The 13228-nt window shown below is 58.9% G+C and carries 11 protein-coding genes and 1 pseudogene; 4 read left to right on the top strand and 8 right to left on the bottom strand.

Annotated features, from left to right (window positions below; all coding sequences use genetic code 11):
* Positions 1 to 7 precede the first annotated feature (7 nt).
* Positions 8 to 1459, top strand: a complete 1452-nt coding sequence (locus K9B33_RS03580) for an NAD(P)(+) transhydrogenase (Re/Si-specific) subunit beta (RefSeq protein ID WP_224546756.1) — start codon at positions 8 to 10, stop codon at positions 1457 to 1459.
* Between the two features lie 350 nt (positions 1460 to 1809).
* Positions 1810 to 2685, top strand: coding sequence for an alpha/beta hydrolase (locus K9B33_RS03575; RefSeq protein ID WP_224546755.1), 876 nt, complete (start codon positions 1810 to 1812; stop codon positions 2683 to 2685).
* 9 nt (positions 2686 to 2694) lie between these two features.
* Here the strand turns inward: K9B33_RS03575 and K9B33_RS03570 are convergent, their stop codons facing one another.
* The 8 genes and pseudogenes from K9B33_RS03570 to K9B33_RS03535 form a co-directional block, all read right to left on the bottom strand.
* Positions 2695 to 4578, bottom strand: coding sequence for an ISL3 family transposase (locus K9B33_RS03570; protein ID WP_224546753.1), 1884 nt, complete (start codon positions 4576 to 4578; stop codon positions 2695 to 2697).
* Positions 4579 to 4840: 262 nt separating this feature from the next.
* Positions 4841 to 5914, bottom strand: a complete 1074-nt coding sequence (locus K9B33_RS03565; protein ID WP_224546751.1) for an IS5 family transposase — start codon at positions 5912 to 5914, stop codon at positions 4841 to 4843.
* A gap of 78 nt (positions 5915 to 5992) precedes the next feature.
* Positions 5993 to 6169 (bottom strand): annotated as a pseudogene (locus K9B33_RS03560) (transposase); the annotation flags it as partial.
* 24 nt (positions 6170 to 6193) lie between these two features.
* Entirely contained in the window at positions 6194 to 6340 is a 147-nt protein-coding gene (locus tag K9B33_RS03555) for a hypothetical protein (protein WP_224546749.1), read from the bottom strand.
* A 340-nt stretch (positions 6341 to 6680) separates the two neighbouring features.
* Complete coding sequence (locus K9B33_RS03550) at positions 6681 to 7277, bottom strand: IS66 family transposase (RefSeq protein WP_411973983.1); 597 nt, start codon at positions 7275 to 7277, stop codon at positions 6681 to 6683.
* Between the two features lie 52 nt (positions 7278 to 7329).
* Positions 7330 to 7719, bottom strand: a complete 390-nt coding sequence (locus K9B33_RS03545) for an EthD domain-containing protein (RefSeq protein WP_224546747.1) — start codon at positions 7717 to 7719, stop codon at positions 7330 to 7332.
* A gap of 37 nt (positions 7720 to 7756) precedes the next feature.
* Positions 7757 to 8683, bottom strand: coding sequence for a DUF6473 family protein (locus K9B33_RS03540; protein ID WP_224546745.1), 927 nt, complete (start codon positions 8681 to 8683; stop codon positions 7757 to 7759).
* A gap of 58 nt (positions 8684 to 8741) precedes the next feature.
* Complete coding sequence (locus tag K9B33_RS03535) at positions 8742 to 9887, bottom strand: sulfotransferase family protein (RefSeq protein ID WP_224546743.1); 1146 nt, start codon at positions 9885 to 9887, stop codon at positions 8742 to 8744.
* A 364-nt stretch (positions 9888 to 10251) separates the two neighbouring features.
* Here K9B33_RS03535 and K9B33_RS03530 point away from each other — a divergent pair, with 364 nt between their 5' ends.
* Together K9B33_RS03530 and K9B33_RS03525 are read left to right on the top strand one after the other, a co-directional pair.
* The gene (locus K9B33_RS03530) at positions 10252 to 12462 is read left to right on the top strand and encodes a TonB-dependent receptor (RefSeq protein ID WP_224546741.1); all 2211 of its coding nucleotides are present in this window, start codon (positions 10252 to 10254) and stop codon (positions 12460 to 12462) included.
* A gap of 224 nt (positions 12463 to 12686) precedes the next feature.
* Positions 12687 to 13228: transposase (locus K9B33_RS03525; protein ID WP_224546739.1), on the top strand; the 542-nt coding region annotated here is incomplete at its 3' end.

Below are 13228 nucleotides of genomic sequence, written 5' to 3'. Positions count from 1 at the left end.
AGATTTCATGTTCGATACCGGTGTGGTGTCCGCAGCCTATCTCTCGGCTGCGGTCCTTTTCATTCTGTCGCTGGGCGGCCTTTCCAATCAGGAAAGCGCCAAGCGCGCCGTATGGTACGGCATTGCCGGCATGGCTTTGGCCGTGCTGGCCACACTCTTTGGCCCTGGGGCGGCCAATTTGCCGATCGTGGCCGGCACCTTCGCCGTCGCAGCCGTTATCGGCTGGATCGTGGCGATGCGGGTCCAGATGACCGAAATGCCCCAGCTCGTCGCGGCGCTGCACAGCTTCGTCGGGCTTGCGGCCGTCTTCATCGGCTTCAACGCACATTTCGAACTGGAAACGGTGAACACGCTCGATCCGGCCGCGCGTGCAGCGCTCACCGGCTTTGCAGGCCTGCTCGCACATAAAACGCCGGTGGAAATCAACATCCTCAAGGTCGAGGAGTTTCTCGGCATCTTCATCGGTGCGGTCACCTTCACCGGATCGATCGTCGCGTTCGGCAAACTCGCGGGCAAGCTGGACGGCAAGGCGAAGAAGCTGCCCGGCGGCCATGTCCTCAACGCCACGGCGCTGCTGGCGTCGCTCGTGCTGCTGGTGATGTATGTCGGCAATATCGGCGTGGAAGGCCGCGAACTGACGGTTCTGCTCGCCATGGCGGCGCTGGCGCTGTTCATCGGCTTCCACCTCGTCATGGGCATCGGCGGCGCGGACATGCCCGTGGTCGTCTCTATGCTCAACAGCTATTCGGGCTGGGCGGCGGCGGCGATCGGCTTCACCCTGGGCAACGACCTGCTGATCGTCACCGGCGCGCTGGTCGGCTCTTCGGGCGCGATCCTCAGCTACATCATGTGCAAGGCGATGAACCGCTCCTTCGTGTCGGTGATCCTGGGCGGCTTCGGCGGCACGACGGGACCAGCGGCGGAGATCGAGGGCGAGCAGGTCGCGATCGATGCCGACGGTGTCGCCTCGGCGCTCAACGAAGCGGACAGCATCATCATCGTGCCGGGCTATGGCATGGCGGTGGCGCAGGCGCAGCAGAGCGTGAGCGAACTCACTCGCAAGCTGCGGGCAGCCGGCAAGACCGTGCGTTTCGCCATCCACCCGGTCGCAGGCCGCCTGCCGGGGCATATGAACGTGCTGCTGGCCGAAGCCAAGGTGCCGTATGACATCGTGCTGGAAATGGACGAGATCAATGACGACTTCCCCTCGACCGACGTGGTGATCGTCATCGGATCGAACGACATCGTCAATCCGGCGGCGCAGGATGATCCCAACTCGCCGATCGCCGGGATGCCGGTGCTGGAAGTGTGGAAGGCCAAGCAGGTCTTCGTTTCGAAGCGCGGACAGGGCACCGGCTATTCCGGCATCGAAAACCCGCTTTTCTACAAGGACAATACCCGTATGTTCTACGGCGACGCAAAGGTCGCGGTGGACAGTTTGTTGGGAAAATTGAGCTGAACGCCAACGGCATGATGTAAAAGGAGTGCCAGCAGGAGGCCCATACCGCCTGCTGGCCAAGATTACGCATACTGACGCCGGATTCATTGTGGCTTCAGTGGGTGTAATCCAATGCTCATGATCTGGCCCAACCGAGGGCGGATTGATTTATCAGAGCGGATCGACATTCGGTTTAACCAGATCATCAAGGCTGTGGTTGCGATCTTATGAGTCTACGCGCTTGCAAAGGCGAGTCCGGTTCCTGAAGTTGCACCGGTTACGCAAGCAGTGCCTTTGCCAATCATGCACTTGCGCGTTCGGGATCGTCCCGGTGACGCTGGGCATCGTCGCTCTTCATGTTAAGGAAGGTGATGAGCAAACGATGGAAATGGATGGCAGCGGGCGCATGTGGAGTGGCGGCCCTCGCCGGTGCAGCCTGTACGCCGCTCCTGACATTCGACGCGCTGGTGCCCAAGGATAACGATGGCGTCAGGATCGCACGGGATATTCCCTACGATCGAGGCCCTCGACAAAAACTGGACATTTATGCGCCGCGCTACAGGCGCGCCGACGCCAGACTTCCTGTCGTCCTGTTCTTCTACGGCGGTTCATGGGCCAGTGGCACAAAGGCGGGCTACGCCTTTGTGGGCCGCGCCCTGGCTGCGCAGGGTTTCCTGGTCGTCATTCCCGATTATCGAATCGGACCAGACAATCTTTATCCCGATTTTGTCGAGGACGGCGCAAGCGCAGTCCGATGGGTGATGGCGCATGGGCAGGATTATGGCGGCGCGCCGGATTCGATCATCCTATGCGGCCATTCAGCGGGCGCTTATATCGCCGCCATGCTGGCGGTCGATGATCGATGGCTGGGCGCGGATCGGAGGGCGATCAAGGGACTGGCCGGGATCGCCGGCCCCTATGATTTCGCGCCGTTCGATGTCGCAGCGAGCAAGGCCGCGTTTGGCGCATGGCCAGACCCGACGGAGACGCAGCCTGTACGCTGGGCCGGCAAGGGCGACCCTCCGACCCTGTTGTTGGTCGGCGATGCAGACGAAACCGTGCGCCCACGCAACAGCGAAGCCCTGGCCGCGAAACTAGGCGCGGCAGGCGTTCCGGTTTGGATCAAACATTATCCCGGCATAGGTCATATCGGCATGGTGACGGCGATCGCCCGGCCATTCCGCTATCGCGCGAGCGTCGTCGCGGACATCGCGCATTTCGTGAAGGATGTAACGCCTGCCCGCTGATGGGGGTGCTTATGCTTTCCAGCTCGTGGGGAATAGCCGCTTCAACGCCTCAACCTTGGGGCGGTCATTCATGACGATATAAGGATAGGTCGGGTTGCGGGCCATGAAGTCCTGGTGATGGGCTTCGGCCGGGAAGAAGCGCAGATTGCCTTCGATCCGCGTCACGATCGGCCGGGCGTAGACATGAGCGGCCGACAATTGCGCGATATAGGCGCGGGCAACCTTCTCCTGTGCGGGCGAAGCGGGAAACAGGGCCGATCGATATTGGGTTCCCCGGTCTGGCCCCTGCCGGTTGAGCAGGGTCGGGTCCGTCACGACGGAAAAGTAAATCCGCAGTAGGTCCGCATAATTTACCTGCGTCGGATCGAACACGACCCTGACGGATTCGGCGTGGCCGGTGGTGCCGGTGGACACGCTTTCATAATCAGCGGTCGACGCGTCGCCCCCGGCATAGCCCGACGTCGCGCTGACGCTTCCAAGTGCCTGGGCGAGCCATGGCTCGAACTCTACGGGGTCGCGTCCGACCAGTATGGCGTGGAAACGCCGCGCGAGGTCGGCAGATTCCGCGATTATGGGCGAGGCGGCGCGCACGGCATCGACGAACCGCGCATCGTCCTGGCAGAGTGTATCGCTGGATGTGGTGAGAAGCCTGACCGTCTGTCGCGAGGATGGTGCTTTCCAGCGTGGGTGTTTGGTGGATGGCGCTGTAGGCGGCGACAGGCCATCGCGTAATCGAGCCTTGATCCAGCGACGAAAGCTGCGCGCTTCGCCACGATAGCCGAGCCCGCACACCTCGCGGCAAAGCTGAGTGGCATTGCGGCAGCCTTCCTCCCAGCGCGAGACGAGATATGTTTCGAAGGCGTTCGCGGGGTGACGCGATGCGCGTTCCCAGGTTCCAGGATGTTTGTCGAGAAGCCACTGGCGGATTGTCTTGCGATCTCGGCCGGTTTCGTGCGCGATTGCCGAAATGGTCCAGCCTTTGTCGCGCAGGCTGACGACCGCATCGAACATCATGTTCCGCCGCGCTCGGCTTCGCCTTTGATGATCGAGCGCGTTGCCGGACATTCCCTGGGTTGCTGGTCGTTCTGGCGGTGGATCCTGAGCATCATCATTCGCCAGCGAGCGTCCAACTTCGCGAACGAGCTTATATCGCCTTTCCACGACCGAGAGCATTGCATCCGAACAATTGCGCAGTATGTGCCAGCGATCAGCAACCTGCCGAGCCAAAGGGGCACCTTCGCGCGCGCCCTTGACATAGCTGCCGGCCCGATCGCGTGCGATAATCTCTGCGCCGGGGTGGGACTTCAGCCAGTCGGCAAGGGTCTCGCTCTCCCTATCCGGCAGCAAGTCAACGACTTGGTGGGCCTCGAGATCCACCAGCACGGTGCCGTACCGCTCCCCCTTTCGCCATGCCCAATCGTCAACGCCCAGGACACGCGGCGCGCCCTGGTGGACCTGCCGATCAGCGCGAACGATCCGAAGCATCGTGTCAGCACTGACGCGCATGCCCAGCGGTTCAATGAGACGAGCACCCGCTTCGCCGCCAAGGGCTAGACCGACGGAACGCTGGACATCACGCACCCGCAGCGTGCGACGAGCGTGACGGGCGGCAACGTCCTCAGCGCGTTCGGCGAAGATACGCTGCTCACACCTCCGGTTGGCACACCGCAACCGACGAACGTGAACACAGAGTACTACCGGGCACCCCTGCCATGGGAGATCGGCGATGCGTCGCTTGTATCTGCTGTGCATCCGCGACGACACGCGTCGGCAGCTGGGACAGCGAGGCGCAGACAACCACGACCGGCAATTGATCACGATGCGCTCGGTTTCGACAATGACCTCCTCCACGATCAGCTGGCGTGGAATAAGCGGCAAGATACGCTTGGGCATGGCTCGACAGGCTCCCTCTATGGAGCCTCAATGAATCTACCAGATTCATGGTTCGTTCCCGACGCCTGCACCGAAATTGCGGGAGAGCCCAAAAGCGGTCTCTCCCGCACTTTCGGTGCAAGCTGGGCACCCGCAAAAACTGGCACGTCGATGCTTCCGTTGCGGTGATGGCGGCATGACCGGGGCACGGGGCGCTTTGGCGGGCGGCTTTTCGGTCGCCGGATGGGTGATTTCATGACCTTTCCCGGGGTCCAGGGCAGACTCATGCTGTGGCGGCGCGTCGTTCGTGGAAGATCAGGCGGTCGAAGTTGTAGGCCAGATTGGCCAGGGTGAGTTTCGCCTCGGCCCGCTTGATGCCAATCGTGCGAATGAAGAGCCCGAACCGGTTTTTCTGATGCGCAAACACATGCTCAACCCTGGCCCGGATCGTGGACTTTGCCGCATTGGCGCGAGCGGTGGCCCTGGGCATGGACTTTCCCTTGGGCTTGCGGCGGTGGATGCGACTGGTCAGCATACGATCAGCCAGCCATGTTTCGTTGGTCCTGGAGCGGTATGCAGTGTCGGCCCAGACCTCGCTGCTACTATTTTCCGCGATCACATGACGCAACATGCGCCCATCGGCATGGGCCGCCGAAGTGACCTCACCGGCGCGAATGAACCCATAGCGGCGGTCTATGCTGATATGGCTTTTATACCCGAACACCGGCAAGGCGATCATCGGCAGCGGCTTGCCATCCTTGTAGCGCACTTTCCCGCCGATCTTGAGCGTCCAGCGCGCATCTGTGTCTTTCTGTGCCGCTTTGGCCGGATCATCGGGCCAGATGTCCTGCGCCGATTTGCCATCCTTGATAGCCTGCCGCTCGCCATCGGTGTTGCGCTGCTTGGGCGCTGGCACCAGGCTGGCATCGATGATCTGGCCCGACATGGGGATGTAGCCCTTCTTGTGAAGTTGCCAGTCGAATGCCTTCATCACTCGCTTGAGCGTCCCGGTCTCCGTCATCCGGTTGCGGAAATGTCGGATGGTGTTCTCGTCGGGGGTGCGATCGCCGAGTGCAAAACCCAGAAACCGCATCCAGCTCAGCCGGTCCCGGATCATATACTCCATCCGCGCATCCGACAGATTATGCTGGGCCTGCAAAATCAAGATCTTGAACATCGCGACGGGATCGAACGGCGGACGACCGCCCTTGCCACCATCGCCATAACCCAGCCCTTCGACAAGCCTGGCCCGAAAATACTCAAAATCCACGGTCCGTTCCAGCATCTCAAGCGGATCGCCGTGACGGCTCAGCATCTCAAGGTGGTCATTAAGACTGAAAAGGGACTTCGGATCCATCGCAGATCGCCTCCAGTGGCTACCCGCTCAATGAATCATCAATGCGCCGAATCCACCAGAGTTTTTGCGGGTGTCCAGCTACGTGGCCATGACACGGGCGCGTAGCAACTCGAGGCCGGCGCGGCCGTACATGGACCGTTTGATGAGCTTGAGCTTGTTGATCTTCCCTTCTACTGGCCCAGTGCTCCAGGGTAGTGTCAATGCGGCCTGAACAGCGCCGATATCACGTTTGAGGCCACGAGCGAGGGAAGCGAGCGGGTTGGTCAGGGCTTGAGCCAGCTAATCGGCCAAAGCATCAATGTCGCGTTCCTGGATCATGGCCTGGAAACGGCGTGCAAGATCTGCCGATTTGGCAAGGTCCAGCGATGCCGTGCACAGCGCGTCCACAAAGGCTCGCTCTCTTCGTGACAGGATGCCCGCGTCCATGGTGAGCAGGCGGGCCGTTTGTCGTGACAAGGGCGGTCGCCAGGACGAACTGATTTGACAATTTTGGCGCTTGGGGCCGGTATATCTCCGCGCAGCCTGACCTTCACCCAATGACGGAAGTTTCGGGCATTGCCATGATAGCCTTGTTCGCACACCTTCCGGTAAAGTTGGGTGGCATTCCGGCATCCTTCGTGCCACGGCCGCGAAGATAGGCTTCGAACGCATCGGCTGCATTGGCCTTGTATACCTTGCGTTGCCATGATCCCGGTGCCTCGTTTTTCAGCCACTTTCGGGTGGTTTTCAGATCCACATCCAACTCGCGCTGGATCGCTAACTGGCTTCACCCTAGATGCCTCAGCTCGATAATCTTTTCGAATACAGCCCTGTGGCTCTGCCGCCGCTCTAGCCGATGCCGCACCGCCTTTTCCAGATGAAGCGCCCCTGATATGCAGTTAGCAGGCGCTGGCCCCTGCAAGGCTATGGATTTCCCGACCTCTCGCACCACCCGGTATCGACGCTCCACAACATTGAGTAATGCGTCAGAGCAATTGCAAAGCAGATGCCAGCGATCGGCGGCTTGGCGGGCAGCCGGCGCGCCTTCTCGCGCTCCGCGCGCATAGGCACTCGCGCGATCACCGGCAATGATTTCGACCCGTTCCGCAGCATTGCTCCTGAGGCAGATGCAGCCGTCATCAAGGAAGGCGGTCAAGGCCGGCCATGCCTCGATCATATAATCCATGACCTCGGCGACATCGCTGTTCTTCGAGAGCTTCGTGCGGTTCTCCCGCATCCATGTTTCCAGTTCGGCCAACAGCGGGAAGCTGAGTTCCTGGCGAAGGGCAAGACGACCCTGCGCGGACCTCCCATTGATCGCGCGTTCTAGGTCGAAAATCACGGAGACGCGGATCAGCAGCGCGTGCCGAGACTGCGACTGCACAAAACTGTCATCCTGCGCGCAAGCGGTTGCACAGGGTGCAAGACTAGACCTTTCAACCCATGCCAGCTCGAGTAATTTCCTCGGTCACCGTTTGTCGCGAACGAGCCCGATCGACAAAATTCGCTTCGTCCTCGGTCACCCACCGGGTAAATTCGGGATCGACTGCTATCCGCATCACCTCGGCCAGTGCTGCTTCATCCCTAACAGTGTAGACCGAGACCGCATCATAATCGACGCCGCCATCATCGGTGGGCGCCTGGTCGGCATCGGGGCGGCCAGCATAGAAGTTGACGGAATGTTGCAGATAATAGCGTTTTGACTCGGTGAACAAATGCCCGACCCATTTCGCTACTGTAGGAATATGGACATTCTCGTAATGCGACCGGAAATCTTCGAAGGAAACGCCTTCCTTCCGCTTCATGAACATCATCAGCTTATGCATGGCCTATACCTTTATAGAGTTGGTCGGAAACGCCGGACTATTGCTCTTGCAGCTTCAGGGCAGGCATAGCGTCCGCCAAGGCATCGGCTGCATCCTCATGCATTTCGGGCGAGGGATAATAATGGTTTGTGCTCCATTTCAGCCCCTTGGCATAATCTGCCATGCTGCCGCCGTCGACTTCCACAGGTTCGCCGGTGAAACGGCTGACGAGCGGATGATTATAATTCCGCATACTCCGGCACTCGACATAGGCGTCAAACAGCGGACGCACTTCGTCGATCGCCTTTGCATCGACGAACTGCGGGAATTTGCCAAGAATGGCCATCATATCGGATGCCGTATAATCGACCGGCACGTTCAGATCCTTGTCGGAGAAATAGAAGAGGATCTTGGGCACCGTGATTTTTTCAGCCAAGTCTTGATAGCGCTTAATCCAGTTTCGCAGACTCTCGGAAACATATTTGGGCGCGTCCGTCCTCTCTTTGTTGAAAACATGCGTCCAGGCTTCCATCGTGGACGTCTGCCTCCCTGTCTCAAGATCGAGCAGCGCCTCCACGAAGCCATAAGGGCCGTAGCGCGAATTAGGTTCGGTCCGTGCGGTCATGACCTGAACGACAGTGAAGCGACCGGCATTAACCAGATCGAGAAGGCCACGAGCCTGAAGATAGAAGCCGGCGCCGCCGCCGCCGACACTCAGATTAAGTACCGGAATACCGATCCGTTCAGCCAGAATATCCCCAAAGGTGCGCTCGACGAAGATGCCGTTGGCTTGCGCACCGCCAAGGCAGGTAAAATAATTGCCGCTGGCAATGACATCTTCTGCGAGAGCGGGACCGCGAAACTTAACGCCCGGAATGCCGTCGATTTCATAATATTGATAATCGACAACCTCATGGTCGCGCTTGCTATAGTCCAGGCTCCATTCCGCAGGATGATCATCCGGATTGAACGCATAATTTACCATGAGATATCTCCATTAGTATATTTGCGACGGCGACATATGTTCGCATGTTTAGGCCTGTTCAAATATAGTCCTTGAATGCGGTCGTGTAGCGCGAAAAGATATTGGCGATCTCAACATCGGTGCTGCCAACATCTTCCGCTGAATATTTGGCTTCGCCATGCTTGCCCTTGGGGTTATCGGCTTCCCACCCCCGGATGGCCGACAGCGCGCCAGGCGAAAGATCGATACCAGCAAAATCATATACGGTGCGCACGACCGACAGGCCATCTTTGACCACGTCGCGAAATGCCAGGTCCAATACCTGAATATGGGGATTGCGCGCCCGCCAATCCATGTGCCTGTCCATCGCGCCGGAAAGATGGCCAAGCATTTTTGAGGCGAACATGTGCCTGTTGTCGAGATCGGAAAAAATGCCCCGTGAGGCCATCACCGTGCTGGTCACCGAAGGAACACATTTGACAGGGTCCCGATGCGTGACGATGAAGCGGGGATTATCATATCGTTCGGTCAGGAAATCTTCCTGGCCCAAGTGGTTCGGGTCCTTGAACAGCCATGGCTTTGGTGGCGACCCGTTTTGCCACTGCAGATATTTGACGACCGAAACGAGATAGTCATAGGCCGGGGTCATGTCAGCCTGCGCAATCCAGGCCGCGAAAGATGGCGCGTCATACATGCCGAAAATAGCCGGATGGCGATAGGTCGCCTCCATCAAATAACATTCCTCTTCCGGTTCTTCGGCATGCAGTGGATGCCCGACGAGCATGTCGGGCGATTGCTCATACATCCAGGCCTCATAATCCCTGACATTCTGGATGCGCTGACTGACACCGCCATCGCTGACACCCGGCACGCGGGCAAATTTCATCGTCTGCCAGAATTTGAGCGTCTGGAAGTTGCCTGTGGAGCCAAGCATGCGGTGAAGCTTGGTGCTGCCGGTGCGCGGGAGGGATAATATGATCAGCGGTGAGCGAATCTGCTCTCGCGCGATCTCGGGGTGCGCGGCCAAGTCTGCCGCAAACCAGAGGCGCTGGGTCAGCAGGTCGACGAATTTTTCGCGCAATTGCGCCCGGCAATCTTCCCGGATCGCGGATTCGCGATCGATTGCTTCGACCAGCAAACAAAAACCGTCGCGAAAATCATCAGGACCAAAATCGCTCAATCCCGTCCGCGCAGACGCAATCTGTAACAATTCCGACGCTTTCATGGCATCTTTCCCGTGCAGCTTGCTACGGCACGCGCAGCCGTGCAATTTAGTTTGTTCATACTAGATACTGACCAACAAGCCCTCGTCAAGTTGTTACTATTTGCTCGGCTGCTCAGTGAGTGAACATCACATAAATGTTCACTCCGTGCATTTTTGTCACAATAAGCGTGCATTGATCGCCACAGCATAAGCGAGCCTTGAATCACGCGCAATTCTTTAATAGTATATAGGCCCTTGATACCTCAGAAGGCGCCGTCCAAGGTGCACAGGGGTGAGCGGAAGATAAAATCAGTGCCGTCATCAAAGTTGGCATATAATTTTAGGGGAGAGTATGATGCGGAAAATTGGACCATTATCAGTTGCGTTGAGCGCCCTGCTTGTGCAGGTTGCCCATGCACAGACGCCAGCGAACCGCGCCGACCCAACGGCGGAATCGACCACCGACATTATCGTCACGGCGCAGCGGAAGTCTGAAAGCCTGCAAAACACGCCGATCGCCGTGACCGCGGTGACGGCCGATACCGTTCAGACGCTTGGCCTGACCCGTGCCGTCGATGTCGCCTCGATCACGCCCGGTGCCAATTTCACCACGGCCCAAGGCTTTTTCGCACCGCATATCCGCGGGATCGGTTCTGATTTCGTGTCAGTAGGCATCGAAACGCCCGTCGCCATTTACGAAGACGGCGCCTATCTTACGCGAACCCTGTCCGTGAATGAGATAGTCGACAATTTCGATATCGGCAGCATCCAGGTGTTGCGCGGGCCACAGGGTACGCTCTATGGCCGGAACGCCACCGGCGGCGTGATCATTATCAACAGCGCCGATCCCACAGACAAGTTCGAAGCCCGCGTGCGCGGCGAGTGGGGCAATCTGGAGCATCGCTCATTGTCCGGCATGCTCAACATGCCGCTCGGTGAAGATCTCGCCCTGCGTGTCACGGGCGGATACAAGCATGACGGCGGCTTCGTCCGCAATCTCAACACCGGTGACAAGAATGCAGGCGGATCCCGCACATATAATGTTCGCGGCAAGCTGCGCTGGCAGCCCGGCAACGCCGACATCATCCTGGGCGCGCAGTTCTACGACACTAAGGCCTATCTGGGTTCGATCGCGGCACTGGAGCGCCGCGACGATACCTGTCTCGCCTGCAACCTCGCGCCTGGGGCACTCAAGCCCAATGTCGGCTATTATGATACCGAGGGCATCACCACTATTCAGCCGTTGAGAACCAAATATTACGGTGCCAATCTGAACATGGCATTCGACATGGGCAGCTTCACCCTGTCGAGCATCACGACCTTCCGTCAGCAAAAAACCGCCGACAGCGCCTCGGATCAGGATTTGACGCCGCTGCCTTTGTTCGAATTCTCAGTGCCCAGGTCCGGCGGCAAATCCTATACGCAGGACCTGCAGGTGTCCTCCACGCTGGATGGCCGGTTCAACTATTTGTTCGGCCTGAGCTATCTGTACGACAAGGGCTATTTTAATCCCGCGTTCCTCGGCAACTTCTTCGGGGGCAGCTTCGATCCCGATACGGCCGCTGGTTTCAAGAACACAGCGACCACCCAATCCTACGCCGCCTTCCTCGAAGGCTATTACGACCTGACCGACCAGTTGAAGGTTACCGTTGGCGGGCGTTACACCTATGAGGAACGCAGCGGGACAGGCGAAACCAACGCCGCGCTCGCCGCCGCGTTCGGCATTCCGAATGCGTTCAGCTTCAAACTGCGGACGTCACAGCGCGCGTTCACTCCGCGGTTCGTGCTGGCATGGGATAACGGGCCGACCAATGTTTATTACAGCTTTACGCGCGGCTTCAAGGCGGGCGGCTTCCCCGGACCCTATGCCGCGCCCGTCGCCCCCGTTCAGCCCGAAAAGATCTTCAGCCACGAGATCGGCATCAAGCAGTCGATGGCTGACAACCGCATTCGTGTGAACGCCGCGATCTTCTATGCCAAGAACAAGAACCAGCAGGTCCAGACGCTCGATCTGAACTCAGGCGGCACGCTCACCGGCAATGCGGGCGCGATGGAGAATTACGGTGTCGAGGTCGAGGCGCAGTTCACCCCGCTCGACGGGTTCAACCTGGGTCTGACGGGTGCGTGGCAGCATGCCCGTTACGAATCCTTCCCCAACGCGTCGCTCGTTTGCTATGATCCGACGCTGAACACCCCGGCTGCCCCTGCCGCCACCATCTTCCCGTGCGCGATCGATCTGTCCGGAACCAAACCACCATTCGCGCCGACCTGGTCGGGATCGGCCAATGCCAGCTATAATTTCGCGATCGGATCATGGACCGCCCAACTATCCGGCCTGGCTACCTATCGTTCAGCAATCGACTTCCTGCCGGGCGCTGGTGGTGAACTTCGAGCAGATCGAGACAATAAGCTGATCGTTGTCAATGCGTCGGGCTATATCAGCCCTCCCGGTGAAAATCTGCGGGTGGGCTTTTTCGCCAATAACGTTTTCGACAAAAAATACCCCTCTTATGTTCAGACCGGTCAACCTTATGGCGTTTACAAGAATGTGGCGAGGCCGCGTACCTATGGCCTGCGCGTGGAATATATTTTCTAGACATCAACACTGTCGGGATCTGATATCTCGGTAGACCTCAAACCCACGGCACCGGCCGTGTCCCGTTACGTGGTGTAACAGCGTCACCGTTGGGGCGTGAAGCGGAGGGAGCGTAGCGACCGGAGCTTCATGCCCCAACGGTGGCATGGCTTCTGTCTAGGCGGCCATCGCCAATCTTCGGTAGAGTTCGGGTTGCGAAACCAATGAACCTATCGGAGACGACGATGACCACAGACAGAATGGCCCTTATTGAGCTGGTTGAAAAGGGCGCTGATGCGGATCTCGTTCGCGAGATGTTGGCATTTGCCGCTGAGCGAATGATGGAAGCTGAAGTGCAGGTGATGACTGGCGCCGCGCATGGCGCTCGCGACCCTGCCGGGCGACAGGTCCAGAGCAACGGCTATCGAGAGCGTTCCTGGGAGACCAGGGCCGGCCACATCGAACTGGAGATCCCGCGGCTACGCAAGGGATCGTATTTCCCATCCTTCCTTGAACCCCGTCGGACTGCCGAGAAGGCGCTGACGGCGGTGATCCAGGAAGCCTATGTCCAGGACATGTCGACGCGATCGGTCGATAATCTCGTGAAGGCCATGGGCGCTACGGGCATCTCCAAGAGCGCCGTCAGCCGACTGATCCAAGAGATCGACGAACGGGTTAACGCTTTCCTCAACAGGCCAATCGAGGGCGAATTTCCTTATCTGTGGCTCGATGCGACCTACATCAAATCGCGCCAGGGTGGCCGGATTGTGTCGACCGCGACGATAAT

This window comes from Sphingobium sp. 3R8 (assembly GCF_020166615.1).
GTDB classification, from domain to species: Bacteria; Pseudomonadota; Alphaproteobacteria; order Sphingomonadales; family Sphingomonadaceae; genus Sphingobium; species Sphingobium bisphenolicum.
Note: the sequence above shows the minus strand (reverse complement) of the source record. Positions and strands in the feature narration are given on the sequence as shown.